Source organism: Burkholderia reimsis, assembly GCF_003294055.1.
In the GTDB taxonomy this organism is placed as follows: Bacteria; Pseudomonadota; Gammaproteobacteria; order Burkholderiales; family Burkholderiaceae; genus Burkholderia; species Burkholderia cepacia.
The window spans coordinates 96,305-115,266 of the sequence record NZ_QMFZ01000004.1 but is presented as its reverse complement, the minus strand read 5'-3'; the positions used below and the strand labels follow the sequence as shown (position 1 = coordinate 115,266).

The following is an 18,962-nucleotide window of genomic DNA, read 5'->3' as shown; positions in this document are numbered from 1 at the left end:
ATGACAGAAGCCCTTCTCGTCGTATACCCTTCCGGCATTTTTGTTGACAAAATTGGTGCAAGATTCGGCGATCGCACTGCAGATGCCGACGAAAAAACTTGATCGTTAGTTGCGAATCCACATAAAGAAAAAGGCGGGGAACCCGCCTTTCGATCCATCGCGCCCACCTCAGCCGAGGTGCGGATAGTCCGACAGCGTGAGCCGGAACCCGTGCGCATTCGCGACCAGTTGCGCGTGCGCGCCGAACGGCAGCGTCAGCAGGTCGGGCACGTGGCCGAACTGGAGCCCCGTGACGACCGGAATCCCGACCACCGCGCGCACCTGCTCGATCATCGCCTGCATGTCGTAGCCGTTGTCGTACTCGAACGGCCGCGCCCCGGTGAACTGGCCGAGCACCAGCGCCTGCTGGCGCGCGAGCAGCCCCGACAGGTGCAGTTGATAGATCATCCGTTCGATCCGGAACGGCTGCTCGTTGACGTCCTCGATGAACAGGATGCCGCCTTCGATGTCGGGCATGTACGGCGTGCCGACGAGCGACGTGAGGATCGCGAGGTTGCCGCCCCACAGCGTGCCCGTCACGTTCACGCTCTGCACCTGCGGCGCGTCGGCGATGATCGTCGTGCTCGGCTGCGTCAGCGTCTGCCAGAAGTGCTGCATCGTGAAGTCGCTCGGCGTTTCCGCGCCGAAATCGGCGGACAGCATCGGGCCGCCGAACGTCTTGATGCGTGCCTTCGCATACAGCGCGAGCTGGAGTGCCGTGAAGTCGCTGTGGCCGACGAGCGCGACCGGCTGGTCGCGCAGCCTGCGTTCGAGCCCGCGATAGTCGAGCCCGTGCAGGATGCGCGCGGCGCCGTAGCCGCCGCGCACCGCCAGCGCGATGTCCGGCAGCGGCCGCTCGGGATCGGCAAGACGGTTCAGGTCGCCTGCCCGCTCGCCGTCGGTGCCCCCGAACCGCTGGAAGCGCCGCTGCGTCGCCTCGATGTTCTCGATGCGGTGCTGTGCGGTGCTGAGGCGCTCGAGCGCGCGGTTGATCGCGTCGGGGTCGTGCGGATAGCCGGACGGCGCAAGCAGCCGGATGGTGTAGGACGCGGCGGGCTGGAAGGACATGGCGAAAGGTGTCGGGTCGTCAAACCTGCTTAGAGGGTCTGAACCGTCTCCGGTTCACGAAGCCGTGCACGCCCGGCTCGGGTCGGGGCGGCGGGCGCGCCTACGACGCGCCGGATTCGGCGTCGCGGGCCAGCCGCGCTTCGCGCAGCGCGCGACGGCGCTCGGCGAAGAACGACTTCAGCGCGGCGCCGCACTCGTCGGCGAGCACGCCGCCGGTCACGTCGGTATGGTGGTTCAGCTGCGGATTCGCGAACGCGTCGATCACGCTGCCGCAGGCGCCCGTCTTCGGATCGGCGGCGCCGTAGACGACCCGCGCGATACGCGCATGCATGATCGCGCCCGCGCACATCAGGCACGGTTCGAGCGTCACGTACAGCTCGCAGCCGGGCATCCGGTAATTCTGCAGATGCTGCGCGGCCATGCGCAGCGCGGCCATTTCCGCATGGGCCGACGGGTCGTGGCCGCCGATCGGATGGTTGAAGCCGCGCGCGATCACTTCGTCGCCGCGCACGAGCACCGCACCGACCGGCACTTCGCCGGCCGCGCGCGCCTCTTCGGCGGCGGCCTGCGCGAGACGCATGAAATGCAGGTCGCGCGCCGATACGGGCGCAGCTTCGGGAACGGGGGAATCGGCGGCGGGTTCGGCCGCCGGGGTATCTGCCGGGCGGGCTGCGTCGTGCAGCGCGTCGGACGTCACATCGGCCCCGCTTCGGCGGACGCTTCGTCGAGCCCGCGCTCGCACAGGCGCTCCGCGATGCGCCGGCAGTAGTCGCGCGGCATCACCATCGGGCCGCCGCGCAGCGATTCGAGCGCCATGTCGAGCGCGAGGATCTTCGCCTGCAGCCGGCACCGCGCGGCACGGTCGCTGACCGCCTGCACTTCGTCGTGCAGGTTGCGCAGCGCGCGCAATTGCTCGACGGCCGGCGGCACGAAGCCTGCATTCTTCAGGATACGGTTGGCCACCCGCACCTCCTCGGGCACGAGCAGGTCGTCATCCAGCGCCTGCGGCGCGCCGGTACCCGGCAAATCGTCGAACTCGCCCCGCGCGGCGGCGGCGGCAATACGTTGTTCGACCAGGGCGTCAAGCAATCTCATCAGTCAATCGGAACAATGCGGCAGGCCGAATTCTAGCAGGGTGACGCGGGTATGACAGGCCCTTCGAATATATGCTCGATATTGCGTTTTTAGGGGCCGAATCGCGGCGCATGCGTGCCGATCGGCATCATTTGCCGCGCTGCTGCGCCGCAGCGGGCTGCAGGCTGCCCAGACACCCGCGAACGGACACAATGCCGGCCCTGTTTTTTGTCAGTGGCAACGCGGGCCGCGCCGCGCCTATACGGTGAAATTCAGGCCGCCTCGTTTCCGCCGCCGGCTCACGCGGCCGCCGTGTCCGGCCGCGCTTTCACGAACGGGCGGAACATCATCGCCATCAGGAACGCGCCGACGCCGATCGCGAACGAACCGACGTACAGCCAGCCATAGCTGCCGAACGTATCGACGATCAGGCCGCCGGCCACGGGGCCCGCCGCCATCCCGAGGCTGCCGGCCATCGCGCAGCCGCCGATCACGGTGCCCATCATCCGCAGCGGGAAATTCTCGCGCGCGAGCACCGCATACAGCGGCATCACGCCCGCATAGATGAAGCCGAACAAGGTCGCGACCGCGTAGAACCCGTCGAGCGTGCGCACGAAGTCGTACCCGAGCGCGCCGAGCGCCTGCGCAAACAGCCCGGCCACCAGCGTGCGCTTCGCGCCGATGCGGTCGCCCAGGATCCCGAACACGATCCGGCCGCCCATGCCGGCGAGCCCTTCGACGCTGTAGATCGACACCGCGACGATCAACGGAATCCCGCACGTCACCGCATAGCTGACCGTATGGAAGATCGGGCCGGAATGCGTCGCGCAACAGAAGAAGTTGGTCAGCAGCAGCACGATGAACTGCGGCGAACGCAGCGCGTGCGCGACCGACATCGCCGCGGGGTCACCGGCCGGCGCGGGGGCCGCGGAGGCCGCCGGGGCCGCATGCGCGCCGTCGAGCGCGGGTGCCCGGCGCACCAGCAGCGACACCGGAATCATCACGACGGCCGCCAGCGCCGCAATCAGCAGCATCGACGTACGCCAGTCGCGCACCGACACGAGCCACGCGGCCAGCGGGGCCATCGTCATCGGCGCCATCCCCATGCCGGCCGACACGAGCGACACCGCCAGGCTGCGGTGCGTGTCGAACCAGCCCGTCACGCATGCCATCATCGGCGCGAATATCGCGGCCGTCGCACCGCCGACGGCGAGGCCGAAAGTCAGCTGGAACGCGAGCAGCGACGGCGCGCGGCTCGCCAGCGCGAGGCTTGCCGACAGCAGGACGGCACCGGTCATGACGACCGGGCGCGTGCCGACGCGGTCCGACAGGCTGCCCCACCCCATGCTCGCGAAGGCCATCGCGATGAAGCCGAGCGTCATCGCGCCGGAAATGCCGGTCATCGACCAGCCGGTGTCGCGCGCGATCGCACGCAGGAAAACGGGCAGCGAAAACATCGCGCCGATGGCGATGCAGCCCATCAAGCCGCCCGCGGCGACGATGACCCAGCGGTATCGGGAATCCGGCATGGGAGGTCTCCTTTTCGTTACGGCAATCCTCGGTACCCGGGCGCTACCCGCAAGGTGCAATGCCCGGTCGACATGGATACGACGGGCGACGCATCGGGAAATCGACACGCGCGGCACATGCGCCTGCGAATTGCCTTGATTGTCCGCCGCTCCACTTCGCCCGTCATGGGCGGATCGGATCGACACCGCACGCCGGATCGTCCGTTCGGTCCGCCCCTGCCGCCGTGCTTTTCCGGAATCGGAAAGTCGAAATCAGAAATCGTTGGTTGGGACGCGCGATCGCGCTGACTACACTCGAGCGATCTTGTCATAACAAGTTGATCGATGACCTCACCCAACGTCGTGCCGCTGTCGGCGGCCCCGCTCTACGTGCAGATCAAGGACACGCTGCGCGCGCGCATCCTCGACGGCACCTATGCGCCGCACAGCCGGATGCCTTCCGAGCACGAACTCTGCGCGGCGTTCAGCGTCAGCCGGATCACGGTGCGCCAGGCGCTCGGCGATCTGCAGAAGGAAGGATTGCTGTTCAAGCTGCACGGCAAGGGCACCTTCGTATCGAAGCCGAAGGCATTCCAGAACGTGACGTCGCTGCAGGGCTTCGCCGAGGCGATGTCGTCGATGGGCTACGAGATCGTCAACCAGGTACGCAGTGTCCGCACCGTCAAGGCCGACCGCCATCTCGCAACGAGGCTGAACGTGCCGGAAGGCGCGCCGCTCGTCGAGATTCACCGCGTGCGGCTGCTGAACCGCGAGCCCGTGTCGCTCGAACAGACCTGGGTGCCGGAAGCACTCGGCAAGCGCCTCGCGGGTGCCGATCTCGCGACCCGCGACATCTTCCTCGTGCTGGAAAACGACTGCGGCATTCCGCTCGGCCATGCCGACGTGTCGATCGACGCGATCCTCGCCGACGACGAGATCGTCGATGCGCTGCAGGTCGAGGAAAGCAGCCCCGTGCTGCGCATCGAGCGCCTCACGCATGACGCGTCGGGTGCACCGATCGACTACGAATACCTGTACTTCCGCGGCGATGCCTTCCAGTACCGGCTGCGCATCGACCGGCAAAAACCGCGCAAACCTGCAAGGAAACAACGATGACTACCCCTGTGCTCGAATACGACATCGTCGTGGTCGGCGGCGGCACGGCCGGCCCGATGGCGGCGATCAAGGCGAAGGAGCGCGACCCGTCCCTGCGCGTGCTGCTGCTCGAAAAAGCCAACGTGAAACGCAGTGGCGCGATCTCAATGGGGATGGACGGCCTGAACAACGCGGTGATTCCCGGGCATGCGACGCCCGAGCAATACACGCGCGAGATCACGATCGCCAACGACGGGATCGTCGACCAGGAAGCCGTGTACGCGTATGCGACACACAGCTTCGCGACGATCGAGCAGCTCGACCGCTGGGGCGTGAAGTTCGAGAAGGACGGCACCGGCGACTATGCGGTAAAGAAGGTCCATCACATGGGTTCGTACGTGCTGCCGATGCCGGAAGGACACGACATCAAGAAGGTGCTGTACCGGCAACTGAAGCGCGCACGCATCGCGATCACGAACCGGATCGTCGCGACGCGCGTGCTGACCGACGCACGGGGCCGCGCGAGCGGCGTACTCGGCTTCGACTGCCGCACGGCCGAGTTCCACGTGATCCGCGCGAAGGCCGTGATTCTCTGCTGCGGCGCGGCCGGCCGCCTCGGCCTGCCGGCCTCGGGCTACCTGATGGGCACGTACGAGAACCCGACCAACGCGGGCGACGGCTACGCAATGGCCTATCACGCCGGTGCCGCGCTCGCGAATCTCGAATGCTTCCAGATCAATCCGCTGATCAAGGACTACAACGGCCCCGCGTGCGCGTACGTGACGGGCCCGCTCGGCGGTTTCACCGCGAACGGCAAGGGCGAACGCTTCATCGAATGCGACTACTGGAGCGGCCAGATGATGTGGGAGTTCTATCAGGAACTGCAAAGCGGCAACGGCCCCGTGTTCCTCAAGCTCGACCATCTCGCGGAGGAAACGATCCAGACCATCGAGCAGATCCTGCATACGAACGAGCGGCCGAGCCGCGGCCGCTTCCATGCGGGGCGCGGCACCGACTACCGCAGCCAGATGGTCGAGATGCACATCTCCGAGATCGGTTTCTGCAGCGGCCACAGCGCGTCCGGTGTGTACGTGAACGCACGCGCGGAGACGACCGTGCCCGGCCTCTACGCGGCCGGCGACATGGCGGCCGTCCCGCACAACTACATGCTCGGCGCATTTACGTACGGCTGGTTTGCCGGGCAGAACGCGGCCGATTACGTGGCCGGCCGCGAGCATGCGCCGGTAAACGACGAACAGGTCGACGCCGAACGCAAGCGCGTGCTTGCCCCGCTGCTGCGCGAGCGCGGCCTGGCACCGGCGCAGGTCGAATACAAGCTGCGTCGTATGGTGAACGACTATCTGCAACCGCCGAAGGTGACGCGCAAAATGGAAATCGGCCTCCAGCGCTTTGACGCCATTACTGAGGATATCGAAGAGATAAAGGCAAGCCATCCGCACGAACTGATGCGCGCCGCCGAGGTGCGCGCGATCCGGGACTGCGCGGAAATGGCCGCGCGCGCGTCGCTGTTCCGCACCGAGAGCCGCTGGGGGCTGTACCACCATCGCGTCGACTTTCCCCATCGCAACGACGCCGAATGGTTCTGCCACACCTGGCTGCGCAAGGATGCCGACGGCGCGATGCGCAGCGAGAAGCGTCCGGTCGAACCGTACGTCGTGCCGCTCGCCGACGACGATCGCGGCGCCTACACGAATCTGCGCATTCGCGAACCCGCCGCGCTCGCGGCCGCCCTCTGAGGAGCCCTACCGTGCTCCATACCCCGCACGACATCTTCCTGCGCAGCAGCGCGCCCGTGACGATCGACGAGGAACGCTGCATTGCCGACAAGGGCTGCACCGTCTGCGTCGACGTGTGCCCGCTCGACCTGCTCGCGATCGACGTGACCAAGGGCAAGGCCTACATGCAGTTCGACGAATGCTGGTACTGCATGCCGTGCGAGCGCGACTGCCCGACCGGCGCGGTCAAGGTCGACATCCCTTACCTGCTGCGCTGAGCGCGCGCGGCAGGTCGTCGTCGTGCCGCCCGCGCGGGCCGTGCAGGCCGTGCATCGACGACGTGACGGCCGGGCCGGCGTTCGCCAGGTTCGCGTCTCCATGCCGTGCCGCCCATGCATCGCGCTCCGCGAGCAGCGGCTTTTTCACCGAACCGATCCTTTGCCCATGACCGCCTTCTCCTCCACCGCCTCGCTGCCCGGCACGCACGATCCGGATCGTGCCGCACTCGCCCTCCGCCTCGCCGCGCCCGACGCATCCGTGCGCCGCATCGCACTGATCGAACTTGCCGATCTCGAGGAATCCGATCTGGTGCCGTCATTCGTTGCGGCACTGTGCGACGATCCGTCGGCCGATGTACGCAGCGAGGCTGCGCGCGTACTCGGCGCTTGGGAGCAGCCCGACGTCGTCGACGCACTGTGCGGCGCATTGCTCGATCCGGACGACGGTGTACGCGCCACCGCCGCGCAGAGCCTGTCCGAACTGAAGGACGCGGCATCGGGTACCGTGCTGCGCCGATGGGCCGACCGGCCCGAGTCGTCCGTGCGCCGTGCCGTGCTGCGCGGATTACGCGAGTTGCGCGACCCCGGCGCGTTCGCGCCCGCGCTGCGCGCACTCGATGCCGAACACGCCGCCGTGCGCGCTGAAGCCGTCGCGGTGCTCGGCTGGCTCAGGGACCCTCGTGCGCTGCCGCCGCTCGCGCGCATCGCGACCACCGATGCCGCAGCGGACGTGCGACGCGCCGCGGTCGGCGCGATCGGGTTCGCGGCACCCGACGATGCGGCCACCATCGACGCACTGCTCGCCGCGCTGCGCGACCACGAATGGCAGGTGCGCGAGGAAGCGGCCACGACGCTCGGCAAGTTGCGTGTCGCGGCCGCGCGCGACCCACTCGCCGCCGCGCTCGACGACGACTACTGGCAGGTGCGCTTGCGTGCCGCGCGTGCGCTCGGGCAGCTGCGCGATGCTGCGGCGGCGCCGGCCGTCGCAGCACTGCTGTCGCATGCGATCAGCAACCTGCGCAAGGAAGCCGCACTAGCGCTCGGTGAATTGCGCGACCGCGCGACGTTGACCGCGCTCACTCACGCATTGGAGGATCACGATCCGGAAGTGCGCAAAGCCGTGCGAATCGCGATCCGGCAAATCGACGAGGCGTCGCGATGATCGCGCCGACCGAAATCGCGCTCGATCACGCTGCACGCGCGTTGACGCTCCGCTGGCCGGACGGCCGCACGCAACACATCGGTTATGCGCGGTTGCGCGGCGATTGCCCGTGCGCGGAATGCCGAAGGATCCGGCTCGACGGCGGTCGTGTCGATGCGCGGCCCGACCTGACGCTGACCGGCCTCGAGGCAGCCGGCTACGGCATCCGCGCCCTCTTCGGCGACGGCCATGCCCGCGGCATCTATCCGTGGCCGTTTCTGGCCGACATGGCTGATAGGGCTGACAGGGCCGACACGACGGCGCGGCCGTGACGTGGCTCCCGCGGGTGCGGGGACGACATGGCAGACGTGCGGAAACGCTGCGATACTGACGCCCACGATCGTCTCCACCCACCGTGGGAGTCAGAACATGCAAACCGCAGTCGGATTCATCGGCCTCGGCGTGATGGGCACGCCGATGGCGCTCAATCTCGCGCGAGCCGGCACGCCGCTCGTCGTATGGAGCCGGTCGCACGGCAGCGACGATGCGTTGCGCGACGCCGGCGCACGCGTGGCCGAACACGCCGACGACGTGTTCGCCGCCTGCTCCACCGTGATCCTGATGCTCGCGAACGACGCGGCGATCGACGCCGTTCTCGCGCGCGGCACGCACGGTTTCGCTACCCGTGTCGGCGGGCACACCATCGTGAACATGGGCACGAACGCACCCGGTTATTCGCGCGCGCTGGCCGATGAAATCGCCGCCGCGTCGGGCCGTTATGTCGAAGCGCCGGTGTCGGGTTCGCGCAAGCCTGCCGAAGCCGGTCAACTCGTCGTGATGCTCGCCGGCGCGCCGGACGACGTCGACGCCGTCCGCGCGCTCGTGAAGCCGCTGTGCCGGGACAGCTTCGTGTGCGGCGACGTACCGTCGGCGCTGACGATGAAGCTCGCCGTGAACCTGTTCCTCATCACGATGGTCACCGGCCTGACCGAAGCCACGCATTTCGCGCAACGCCACGGTATCGATCTCGCCCGCTTCGCCGACGTGCTGAACGCGGGACCGATGGCGAGCGACGTGTCGCGCGTGAAACTCGGCAAACTCGTCGCGGCGGATTTCTCGGTGCAGGCCGCGATCACCGACGTGCTGAAAAATGCACGCCTGGTCGCGGAATCCGCGCGCGGCGCCAACATCGCGTCGCCGCTGCTCGACATCTGCCATGCGCTTTACGGCGAGACCGAGCGGGCCGGACACGGCGCGGACGACATGGTCGCCGTGATCCGCGCGATCGAGCAGCGCACGCACGATGCGCAGTGAATCGCCACCGGCCGCCCCCTCGACCACACGCACGCATCGATCCGCCATGTCCGATTCGCCCCGCTCCCCGACCGGCGTCATCGCCGCAGTACGCCCCGTTCCCGCCGTGATCGGCGTCGTCCTGCGGGAACGCGACGTGCTGCTGGTGCGCCGCGCCAATCCGCCCGATGCGGGCTGCTGGGGCTTTCCTGGCGGCAAGATCGAAGCAGGCGAATCGATTGCGAACGCGATCGTGCGCGAGATCGCGGAAGAGACGACCGTCGACGTCGAGGCACTCGACGTCTTTACCGCGCTGGATGCCTTCGATTACGATGCTGGCGGCAACGTGCGCCAGCATTTCGTCATGGTCGCGGTGCTGTGCAACTGGCTGCGCGGCACGCCTGCTGCCGGCGACGATGCGCTCGACGCGCGCTGGTTCGACCTCGCCGAGCTCGACCGCGACGATTTGCCGATGAGCGCGGGCGTTCGCGACGTCGCGCGCCGAGCGATCGAGCGTGCAGCGAGCCTCGGCGACGCACGGCGCGCGGCCACTCCCTGAAACAACGCCGTCTGCCCGCATCTCTTGCGAGCGGCCCGATCGCGGCCATGACGGTGTCGGCGAGCCGCCGACCTTCAAACTACCAATCAAAACAGGTCAGACATGATCAGAATTCGCAAGTCCACCGAGGCCGACGGCGCACGCGTGCTGGATATCTGGCGCAACGCGGTCGACGCCACGCATCATTTCCTGAGCGACGACGACCGTCGCGCGATCGAATCCGAAGTGGTCGGGTTCCTGCCCGGTGCGCCGCTCGATCTCGCCGTCGACGAGGCCGACCATGCGATCGGCTTCATGCTGCTCGACGGCAGTCACATGGAAGCCCTGTTCGTCGATCCCGCGCACCATCGCGCAGGCATCGGGCGCCTGCTCGTGGAAGACGCACTCACGCGCCATCCCGACCTGTCGACCGACGTCAACGAGCAGAACGAATCGGCAGCACGATTCTATGAACGGCTGGGCTTCGAGCGCTGCGGGCGATCGGCGCTCGATGGACAAGGACGGCCCTATCCGCTGATCCACCTGCGCCGTCGCGCGGCACCGCCCTCGTCGCCACGGCACGCGTAACCACTTTTCCGGGCCGGGATATCGCGCCGCCCGCCACGTCACACGCGCCGGACACGCGAATGCGGCTGTGTACTACCGCGTCCGCGCCACGCATGCCGCGCGCACCGGTACGTGTGCCAGATGGCGCGTCATCGGCGACGCATTGGCAGCACGCGTTCGACCATTGAAAAAGCACGCTGCACGAAGCCGTTGAACCGGTCGGCATCGCGCCGCAGCCCGGTCTGTTGCCCGCCGATCAGGCACAAGTGCACGGCCTGCCCGACGATCTCGGCCTCGCCCGGCGTGCGCACCAGCCGGCGCGACGTGTCGATCGCAAACGCGAGCCGCGCCGCGTCGACGCGCTGCTGGCATTCCGCGACCAGCGGATCGTGCAACGCCCAGGCGCGGATCGCGATTTCACGCCCGGGCCGTTTCTCGGCGGCAATGCGCAGGTAGCGCAACAGCGTGTCGCCGGCACCGTGGCCCTCCGCCGCATACGCCAGCATGCGCGCGGTGTAGTCGTCCTCCCACGCGGCCAGCAACGTCCTGACGAAGTCCTCGCGATTGCGGAAGTGGTGATAGAACGATCCGCGCGTCACGTTCAGCCGACGCGCGAGGCTCTCGGCCGAAATCCCCGCGTACCCCTCTCCGTCGAGGGCGTCGAAGCCCGCGGCAATCCAGTCATTTCGCGTCAGTGTGCTCATCGTCATCGCCATACAGGCTGTGTATGGTGCGGCATGGACAGATAGGCTGCGCACTCTATCACGGCCGCCGCCGCTTCCGGCAGCGCGCCATTACATAAGGAGTCCGCCTTGAAAGACATCGCGCTCATCGCATTCGACCGGTTCACCGATATCGACCTGTTCCTGATGTGGGACATTCTCGGTCGCAACAGCAAGGACTGGCGCGTCCGGATCCTGGGTGCGCAGCCGGTGCTGCGTTCCGCCCATGGTCTGGCGATCCCGACGCACGGCCCGCTCGCCGACGCCAATCGCGCCGACGCGGTCCTGTTTTCGAGCGGCAAGGAAGGCGTACCGGCCGCGCTCGCCGATCCCGGTTTTCTTCCGGCGTTCGATCTCGATCCCGAACGCCAGCTTGTCGGGTCGATCTGCGGCGGCGCCTTCATTCTCGAACGGCTCGGGCTGCTACCGCAGCGCCGCGCGACGACGCACCCCGAAGCGCGGCAGGGTTTGCAGGCAGTCGGGCTGCAAGTGATGGACCAGCCGCTGGTGTGTCACGGCAACGTCGCGACCGCGGGCGGATGCCTTGCGTCGCTCTATCTGACGGGATGGCTGGTGGAATCGATGTTCGACGCGGACAAGCGGCGCGAGACGCTGCTGCCCGTGCTGCCTGCCGGGCAACGGGAGACTTACGAGGACCTGATCGAGTTCAGCATCAGGCAGGGTGCGGGACAAGCGACGGGCCCGATCCGGATCGTCGAAGGCGAAAACGGGCTCGCGGCATGACGCGCGGATCGATGGGCTGTCGATAGCCGGCACCCTTCTGCATCGTCGCGCCTCGTGCGTCCTGCCAGGCCAACGGCGAATCGGGACGCATTCGCGGGCGATCCCAGGCATCGATCGGATCGGCTTGTGCCGCACGGATGGTTGTTTGCCGGGCTGAACGAGTCCGTCGTGGGCCGGGAAATGCTAACCTCTCGGCCTCTCTGAACGACACCGCGTGAAGCAACAGGATTCGACCATGCAAACCGTTGCGGTACTGGACTTCGAAACAACCGGGCTTTCGCCGAACCTGGGTGATCGTGCGACCGAAATCGCCGTCATCCTCCTCCGGGACGGACAAGTCGTCGATCGTTTCCAGAGTCTGATGAATGCAGGCAGACGCATACCGTCGGACGTCGTCGCGCTGACCGGCATCACGAACGAGATGATCGCATCGGCGCCGCCGGCATCGAAAGTCATGAAGGAAGCGGCTGCGTTCGTCGGCAAACACGCGGTCGTCGCGCACAACGCCGGTTTCGACAAACGGTTCTGGCAGGCGGAACTCGGGCTGCTTGGCATGACGGCCGAGCATGCCTTTGCCTGCACGATGCTCGTGGCGCGCCGCATTTACCCGGACGCGCTGAGTCATCGCCTGTCGAGCCTCGCGGACATGCTGCGGCTGCCGAAATCGGGACGGGCGCACCGGGCGATGGTCGATGCCGAAATGGCCAGCCACCTGTGGTGCAGGTTGCAGCAGGACATTGCCCGGACTTACGGGCTGGATCGTATCGATCACGCGCTCATGACACGTGTCCAGGCAACGGCGAAGGCGAAAGTGCCGATGTACCTGCGCTCGCTCGCGGGCGCGCATGCGTGAGAATCGGTCGACGGCCACGGGCGATCGCTGTCGGGCACATGACGGATTGCCGCATCACGCGTGCCACGCGACGTTTCATGACTCAGGCAGCATGTGAGCGCAAAACGGCTTGGGAATCTCCCGACACGCATTGAAAGAAGGCCATGCAGTCGCATGGCCTTGGTCAACGATTGCCGCAGGTACTGAAAATTCGTTATCAGGTGCCTCACGCGAAAACGGCATTCAGCGTCGCAAGGATTGCGGTCTGGCTGCCCCCTGCCAACGGAACCGTCACCGTAGATCCACTGAAGCCGACCACGCTTTGTCCGGCCGGGGCAGACTGTACGAAACCATTCCGGGTGGTCGAGCCGGCCATACTGCCGAACGGGCCATAAGTGGCCCCGCTTTTCCCGGTCAATGTGAGTTGCAAAACACATTGCCAGCCGTACCACACGCCCGTGTAGCCGGAAATGGACACGATCGGATCGTCAAGCGGAATATTGATGACCTGGGCAGTCCCGCTGTTTCCGCCGTGTTGCAACAAGGTAAATATTCCGGTTCCCGTTCCCTGGGTGCCGGTGTTATAGGGCCCCGTCCCGGTATTGACGGCCTGAACCGCGTTGAGTACGTCGCCTGACCGGATCGTCACTCGGGTTAGGTTGGGATTACCTGCGGCGCTGATAATCGGTGTGTCGTCGAAAGTGTTGCTGGTGGGCGGATTGCCGAGTTGATCAAGAATCATGAACTGCGCCTGCTCGAACTGGAAGTTTCCCGAATTGAAGCGCCAGACGAAAATGTCCTGATAATCGTACCGCGTACCCCCGGAAGAAAAACCCTCCGAAACCATGCTCCAGACCTGTTGCGCACTGGCATTGGGGGCTGAATTTCCTGGTTCGAACTGAGCGCCATAGCCAATCCTGGACGGCGATATGCCGGCATCAAGAAAATCCGACAGTGGCGTGCCGTCGTAGAATTGAGGCGAGACAAAATCGAACTGGCTATTGACCGTAGCGTAATCAATCGAACTGGTGGGCCATGCAGGCGTGAACGATAGATAATATTTCACCGGCTGCCGATCGAATTCGGCGCGAATTGCAGAGAACAGAATCTGGAACTGCGATTGCGTCATTTTATCGGAAACATCGCCTTCCCAATCGATATCCAGGCCATTCATTCCGTTATTCCGGAGATATGTCACCAGATTATTCGCAAAATTGGCCGCCTGCGTTTGCGGATCCCCACCACCCGAGAAAACCGCCGCCAATGTATTGGCGCCGGAATACACCATCGTGGCCAGAAATTTGATTCCAGGATTCACCTGACGCGCATCACGGAGTACAAAATTCAAATAATCCTGATTGGTCAGCCCACCCGAATGCGATGCGTTGCCGATCTGGATCGTGGAACCCTGTGCGGCGGGAACGACTTCGAAAAAAGCAATGCCAAGAAAATTTGCACTGTCGTAAACCTTGCAATCGATCAGCGATTGATAGCAACTTTCGGGACTGTTGTAGTTGGTTTGTGGCGGTTCGTCTTCGTTCAAGAAAATCCACGCATTGATGCCGTTTTGTAGGTTTGCCATTTTTCTTTCCTGTGACGTAGCGTTTTTTGGCGGTGGCGCACGACGCTGCAACTACAGTAGAAGGCCACCAAATACCACGGCCAATTGACCGTGGCGCATCGGCAATGCGGTCACGCCCGGAGACGATACAGCCACGTAATGAACCAAGGCGTTCCACGTTGCTGAAGACCATTATAGGAAGTGGTAAAAGATAAAACGGCGCAAACTGCGCGAAAAAAATATCGATTCTTTGGAGAAACACGCGACACCAATTCGACGACAAAATCCCTGTCGAGCGCAACAATGCACTTTCGGATTCGCCATTCCGGCTTCATTACGCCAACTGGCGACGCATTCAGCGAAGGGCTTCGACGTGGCGCACGCCCGCCGCCGTTTCTCTTCACTCAATAATGCGGGTAATCGTATCGAAGAAAGGAAATGTGCCCGCCTGAGATACTGCGACATGCATGCCGTCGCGGTCGACGATCTCGTACAGGGCTGTGCGGGATTCAAGAGGATTGCGGAATGCGAATTCAGTGAGCCTCGTTTCTTGTTCTCGTGATTGGTACCGCTTTTACCGTTACCAATCACGAGCCCTCGATGTGCCCACAAACCCGCACCGCGTCCCGCATTCTGGAAGGAGTTTTACTGCCACGACCGAATCCCGTTACCCGGAGATTATCGCGTCGCAATCGTGCATTCGGCTACCGCCCGCCCCACTGTCATTGGCAGCGCATACGCGGCGGGCAGTCTCCGGATTCGTAGAAAGTTCGCTTCTACGTCAATGGCTTAGAACCATGCGGATCGCAACGAAAACCCTGCAAGGTCCTACGTCAGCCAATGATTCAAGAGGAGCTTTTTACCGCTCACTCCCACTCGATCGTCGCCGGCGGCTTGCCCGAGATGTCGTACACGACCCGGTTGATCCCGCGCACCTCGTTGATGATCCGGTTCGACGCGCGGCCGAGCAGCGCGTACGGCAGGTGCGCCCAGTGTGCGGTCATGAAGTCGGTCGTCTGCACGGCGCGCAGCGACGTCACGTAATCATACGTGCGGCCATCGCCCATCACGCCCACCGACTTGACCGGCAGAAACACCGCGAACGCCTGGCTCGTCAGGTCGTACCAGGTCTTGCCGACGTCGGCTTCGCCGCACAGGCCGGCAGCCGCATCCTGCGCGGTCGCGGTCGTGTTGCGCAGTTCCTCGATGAAGATCGCGTCCGCGCGGCGCAGCAGGTCTGCATACTCGCGCTTCACTTCGCCGAGAATCCGCACGCCGAGGCCCGGGCCCGGGAACGGATGGCGGTACACCATCTCCGGCGGCAGGCCGAGTGCGACACCCAGCTCGCGCACTTCGTCCTTGAACAGGTCGCGCAGCGGCTCGAGCAGCTTCAGGCCGAGCGTTTCCGGCAGGCCGCCGACGTTGTGGTGGCTCTTGATCGTCGTCGCCTTCTTCGTCTTCGTGCCGCCCGATTCGACCACGTCCGGGTAGATCGTGCCCTGCGCGAGCCACTTCGCCTTCGACAGCTTCTTCGCCTCGGCCTGGAACACCTCGACGAACTCGCGGCCGATGATCTTGCGCTTCGCTTCCGGATCGGTCACGCCGGCCAGGTGGCCGAGGAACTGTTCGGATGCGTCGACGTGCACGACCTTCGCATGCAGGCGGCCTTCGAACATGTCGAGCACCATCTTGCCTTCGTTGAGGCGCAGCAGGCCGTGGTCGACGAACACGCAGGTCAACTGATCGCCGATCGCGCGATGGATCAGCGCGGCTGCGACGCTCGAATCGACACCACCCGACAGGCCGAGAATCACTTCCTCGTCACCGACCTGCTCGCGGATCTTCGCGACGGCTTCCTCGATGTGATTCTTCATGATCCAGTCGGGCTTCGCGCCGGCGATCTGCAGCACGAAGCGCTCGATGATCTGGCGGCCCTTCACCGTATGCGTGACTTCCGGGTGGAACTGCACCGCGTAGTACCCGCGTGCCTCGTCGGCCATCCCGGCGATCGGGCAGCTCGGCGTCGACGCCATCAGCGCGAAGCCCGGCGGCAGCTCGGCCACCTTGTCGCCGTGGCTCATCCAGACCTTCAGCATCCCGTGGCCTTCGTCCGTCTTGAAATCCTCGATGCCGTCGAGCAGGCGCGTATGGCCGTGCGCGCGCATTTCCGCGTAACCGAATTCGCGGTGGTCGCTCCACTCGACCTTGCCGCCGAGCTGCACGGCCATCGTCTGCATGCCGTAGCAGATGCCGAGCACCGGCACGCCGAGATCCCACACGGCCTGCGGCGCGCGCAGCTGGTGGTCTTCGTACGTGCTCGCGTGGCTGCCCGACAGGATCACCGCCTTCGGCGCGAATTCGCGGACGAAGTCGTCGGACACGTCGTTCGGATGGATTTCGCAGTAGACGCGCGCTTCACGCACGCGGCGCGCGATCAGTTGGGTGACTTGCGAACCGAAGTCGAGAATCAGGATTTTGTCGTGCATGGCTGCGGACGGGATGAAGAGAATAAGAAAAGCAGCGCATCGTTTGCATCATGCGCTGCGTCAAAAGCATGGACTGCGGCGTCGGGCGGAAGGCTGCACGCGCGACGCATGGCCGGTCAATCCTGCATCGGCGGGCGCTCGTCGAGTGCGACGGTGCCTGACGACGATTGGCCGGATGCGGCCGATGACGGTGCGGCGGCCGGCGACGACGCCGCGGGACGGCTGACGACGGGTTCGACACGCTGCGGCGCGGCCGACGACGCTTGCGCCATCGCCGGCTCGGCCGGACGCGGCGCCGGCGCGCGCGCCTCGAGCGCCTGCGCTTTTTCGCGCCGGCGCACCGCCGATGCGAGCCGCACGCCGCCGAGGCCGAGCACGATCAGCGCGACTCCGGCCACGGCCGACAGCACCCTGCCGGCGGCGGCGAGCGCGGGACCGCTGCCGGTGCCGATCGACCAGACGATCGTCAGCGCGCCGGTCAGCCAGTACACATGGCCGACCGCGCGCGCGACGGGCGCGGTGAGATCCCCGTTGAACGCTGCATGAAACGCGAGCCACGCGAGCCCGAGCAACGCGATGCCGAACGCCTGGCCAAGCATCGCCGGCTGGACGTTCGCAAGCTGCAGCGCGTTGAAGAGCGACTGCCAGGGCGTCAGCACGAACAGCACGCCGAACGCCAGCAGCAGCACGGCATCGATGACCAGCACGGCTCGCAGCAGCGGTTTCATCGGCGATCAGTCCACGTGGTAGTTCGGCGCTTCCTTCGTGATCTGCACGTCGTGCACGTGCGACTCGCGCATGCCTGCCGCGGTGATCTGGACGAATTCAGCCTTGTCGTGCAGCTCGTCGATCGTGCGGCAGCCGCAGTAGCCCATGCTGGCGCGCACACCGCCGACCAGCTGGAACAGGATCGCGTTGACCGAACCCTTGTACGCGACACGGCCTTCGATGCCTTCCGGCACGAGCTTGTCGATGTTCGCCGAGTTGTCCTGGAAGTAGCGGTCCGCCGCGCCGTCCTTCATCGCACCGACCGAACCCATGCCGCGATACGACTTGTACTGGCGGCCCTGGTACAGGAACACGTCGCCCGGCGCCTCTTCGGTGCCCGCGAACATGCTGCCCATCATCACCGCGTTCGCGCCGGCCGCGAGGGCCTTCGACACGTCGCCCGAGAAGCGCACGCCGCCGTCGGCGATGCACGGCACGCCCGTGCCCTTCAGCGCTTCCGCGACGTTCGCGATCGCGCTGATCTGCGGCACGCCGACACCGGCGACGATCCGCGTCGTGCAGATCGAACCCGGGCCGATACCGACCTTGACCGCGTCCGCGCCGTATTCGACGAGCGCCTTCGCGGCGGCGGCCGTCGCGATGTTGCCGCCGATCACTTCGACGTGCGGGAAGTTCTGCTTGACCCAGCGAACGCGCTCGAGCACGCCCTTGCTGTGGCCGTGCGCGGTATCGACCACGATCACGTCGACGCCGGCCTGCACCAGCAGCTCGACGCGTTCTTCGTTGTCCGGGCCGACGCCGACCGCCGCGCCTGCGCGCAGCTTGCCGTGTTCGTCCTTGCACGCATCCGGGTGCTCGGTCTGCTTCGTGATGTCCTTGACGGTCATCAGGCCGCGCAGTTCGAACGCGTCGTTGACGACCAGCACGCGCTCGAGGCGGTGGCTGTGCATCAGCGCCTTCGCTTCGGCGAGCGGCGTGCCTTCCTTGACCGTGACGAGGCGCTCGCGCGGCGTCATGATCGACTTGACCGGCTCATCGAGGCGCGTTTCGAAACGCAGGTCGCGGTTCGTGACGATGCCGACGAGCTGCGGGCCTTCGACGACCGGGAAGCCCGAGATGCCATGCTGGCGCGACAGCGCGATCACGTCGCGCACCTTCATTTGCGGCGGCACCGTGATCGGGTCGCGGACGACGCCCGATTCGAAACGCTTGACCTTCGCGACCTCGCGAGCCTGCTCGGCCGGCGTGAGGTTCTTGTGGACGATACCGACGCCACCCTGCTGGGCCATCGCGATCGCGAGGCGACCTTCGGTGACCGTGTCCATCGCGGCGGACACGAGCGGCATGTTCAGGGAGATGTTGCGGGTCAGCTTGGTCTTGAGGCTGGTGTCGCGCGGGAGAACGTCGGAGAAGGCGGGAACGAGGAGCACGTCATCGAAAGTGAGTGCTTTTTGGATCAGACGCATGGCAAATCCTATGGGCGCAAAAGCGAATTATACGCGAAGCGCCGTGAATTTTCACAACGCGAACAACGGCTTAGCCGGTTTCAGC

At 65.6% G+C, this 18,962-nt stretch carries 20 protein-coding genes; 10 read left to right on the top strand and 10 right to left on the bottom strand.

The window, feature by feature from the left end; genetic code table 11:
* Window positions 1–168 precede the first annotated feature (168 nt).
* The 4 genes from ldcA to DPV79_RS07135 form a co-directional block, all read right to left on the bottom strand.
* Complete coding sequence (ldcA, locus tag DPV79_RS07150) at window positions 169–1,107, bottom strand: muramoyltetrapeptide carboxypeptidase (RefSeq protein ID WP_021160356.1); 939 nt, start codon at window positions 1,105–1,107, stop codon at window positions 169–171.
* 100 nt (window positions 1,108–1,207) lie between these two features.
* Window positions 1,208–1,804 (bottom strand): tRNA adenosine(34) deaminase TadA, encoded by a 597-nt coding sequence (gene tadA / locus DPV79_RS07145; protein ID WP_113045087.1) that lies wholly within the window; start codon window positions 1,802–1,804, stop codon window positions 1,208–1,210.
* Complete coding sequence (locus DPV79_RS07140; RefSeq protein ID WP_006478536.1) at window positions 1,801–2,202, bottom strand: DnaJ family domain-containing protein; 402 nt, start codon at window positions 2,200–2,202, stop codon at window positions 1,801–1,803. Before DPV79_RS07140 ends, tadA begins: the two co-directional genes overlap by 4 nt.
* Before the next feature lie 278 nt (window positions 2,203–2,480).
* Window positions 2,481–3,710 carry an MFS transporter gene (locus DPV79_RS07135; RefSeq protein WP_060275208.1) on the bottom strand — a complete coding sequence of 410 codons (1,230 nt, stop codon included), beginning with the start codon at window positions 3,708–3,710 and terminating at the stop codon, window positions 2,481–2,483.
* A 324-nt stretch (window positions 3,711–4,034) separates the two neighbouring features.
* On the opposite strand from DPV79_RS07135, the gene DPV79_RS07130 reads away from it, so the two are divergent.
* Genes DPV79_RS07130 through DPV79_RS07120 form a run of 3 tightly spaced genes read left to right on the top strand, consistent with a single transcriptional unit; the run spans window position 4,035 to window position 6,798 of the window.
* Window positions 4,035–4,805: a GntR family transcriptional regulator gene (locus DPV79_RS07130; RefSeq protein ID WP_113045086.1), complete on the top strand. Its 771-nt coding sequence runs from the start codon at window positions 4,035–4,037 to the stop codon at window positions 4,803–4,805.
* Entirely contained in the window at window positions 4,802–6,541 is a 1,740-nt protein-coding gene (locus DPV79_RS07125) for a fumarate reductase/succinate dehydrogenase flavoprotein subunit (protein ID WP_113045085.1), read from the top strand. The genes DPV79_RS07130 and DPV79_RS07125 overlap by 4 nt, the downstream gene beginning before the upstream one ends.
* Before the next feature lie 11 nt (window positions 6,542–6,552).
* Window positions 6,553–6,798, top strand: coding sequence for a 4Fe-4S dicluster domain-containing protein (locus DPV79_RS07120; protein WP_113045084.1), 246 nt, complete (start codon window positions 6,553–6,555; stop codon window positions 6,796–6,798).
* Here DPV79_RS07120 and DPV79_RS42005 read toward each other — a convergent pair.
* On the bottom strand, window positions 6,767–6,946 hold the full coding sequence (locus tag DPV79_RS42005; RefSeq protein WP_133295625.1) for a hypothetical protein: 180 nt from the start codon (window positions 6,944–6,946) through the stop codon (window positions 6,767–6,769). The genes DPV79_RS07120 and DPV79_RS42005 overlap by 32 nt on opposite strands.
* 18 nt (window positions 6,947–6,964) lie before the next feature.
* Here DPV79_RS42005 and DPV79_RS07115 point away from each other — a divergent pair, with 18 nt between their 5' ends.
* The 5 genes from DPV79_RS07115 (at window position 6,965) to DPV79_RS07095 (ending at window position 10,358) form a co-directional block, all read left to right on the top strand.
* Window positions 6,965–7,960, top strand: coding sequence for a HEAT repeat domain-containing protein (locus DPV79_RS07115; protein ID WP_113045083.1), 996 nt, complete (start codon window positions 6,965–6,967; stop codon window positions 7,958–7,960).
* Entirely contained in the window at window positions 7,957–8,271 is a 315-nt protein-coding gene (locus tag DPV79_RS07110; RefSeq protein ID WP_113045082.1) for a gamma-butyrobetaine hydroxylase-like domain-containing protein, read from the top strand. Before DPV79_RS07115 ends, DPV79_RS07110 begins: the two co-directional genes overlap by 4 nt.
* 97 nt (window positions 8,272–8,368) lie before the next feature.
* Window positions 8,369–9,253 carry an NAD(P)-dependent oxidoreductase gene (locus tag DPV79_RS07105; protein WP_113045081.1) on the top strand — a complete coding sequence of 295 codons (885 nt, stop codon included), beginning with the start codon at window positions 8,369–8,371 and terminating at the stop codon, window positions 9,251–9,253.
* Window positions 9,254–9,299: 46 nt separating this feature from the next.
* Complete coding sequence (locus DPV79_RS07100; RefSeq protein ID WP_113045080.1) at window positions 9,300–9,791, top strand: NUDIX hydrolase; 492 nt, start codon at window positions 9,300–9,302, stop codon at window positions 9,789–9,791.
* Between the two features lie 102 nt (window positions 9,792–9,893).
* The gene (locus tag DPV79_RS07095) at window positions 9,894–10,358 is read left to right on the top strand and encodes an acetyltransferase (RefSeq protein ID WP_059494121.1); all 465 of its coding nucleotides are present in this window, start codon (window positions 9,894–9,896) and stop codon (window positions 10,356–10,358) included.
* A 128-nt stretch (window positions 10,359–10,486) separates the two neighbouring features.
* On the opposite strand, the gene DPV79_RS07090 is transcribed toward DPV79_RS07095, so the two are convergent.
* On the bottom strand, window positions 10,487–11,041 hold the full coding sequence (locus tag DPV79_RS07090; RefSeq protein WP_113045136.1) for a TetR/AcrR family transcriptional regulator: 555 nt from the start codon (window positions 11,039–11,041) through the stop codon (window positions 10,487–10,489).
* A 108-nt stretch (window positions 11,042–11,149) separates the two neighbouring features.
* Between DPV79_RS07090 and DPV79_RS07085 the strand changes: the two genes are divergently transcribed.
* Complete coding sequence (locus DPV79_RS07085; RefSeq protein WP_113045079.1) at window positions 11,150–11,803, top strand: DJ-1/PfpI family protein; 654 nt, start codon at window positions 11,150–11,152, stop codon at window positions 11,801–11,803.
* 235 nt (window positions 11,804–12,038) lie between these two features.
* Window positions 12,039–12,656 (top strand): 3'-5' exonuclease, encoded by a 618-nt coding sequence (locus DPV79_RS07080; RefSeq protein WP_059494117.1) that lies wholly within the window; start codon window positions 12,039–12,041, stop codon window positions 12,654–12,656.
* A gap of 205 nt (window positions 12,657–12,861) precedes the next feature.
* Here the strand turns inward: DPV79_RS07080 and DPV79_RS07075 are convergent, their stop codons facing one another.
* The 4 genes from DPV79_RS07075 to guaB form a co-directional block, all read right to left on the bottom strand.
* On the bottom strand, window positions 12,862–14,217 hold the full coding sequence (locus DPV79_RS07075; protein WP_021160341.1) for a glycosyl hydrolase family 18 protein: 1,356 nt from the start codon (window positions 14,215–14,217) through the stop codon (window positions 12,862–12,864).
* Between the two features lie 845 nt (window positions 14,218–15,062).
* Window positions 15,063–16,682 (bottom strand): glutamine-hydrolyzing GMP synthase, encoded by a 1,620-nt coding sequence (gene guaA, locus DPV79_RS07070; RefSeq protein WP_113045078.1) that lies wholly within the window; start codon window positions 16,680–16,682, stop codon window positions 15,063–15,065.
* Window positions 16,683–16,798: 116 nt separating this feature from the next.
* Entirely contained in the window at window positions 16,799–17,410 is a 612-nt protein-coding gene (locus DPV79_RS07065) for a hypothetical protein (RefSeq protein WP_059587781.1), read from the bottom strand.
* Window positions 17,411–17,416: 6 nt separating this feature from the next.
* A complete protein-coding gene (guaB, locus tag DPV79_RS07060; protein ID WP_048020927.1) occupies window positions 17,417–18,877 on the bottom strand; it encodes an IMP dehydrogenase in 1,461 nt (486 codons plus the stop codon).
* Between the last annotated feature and the right edge of the window lie 85 nt (window positions 18,878–18,962).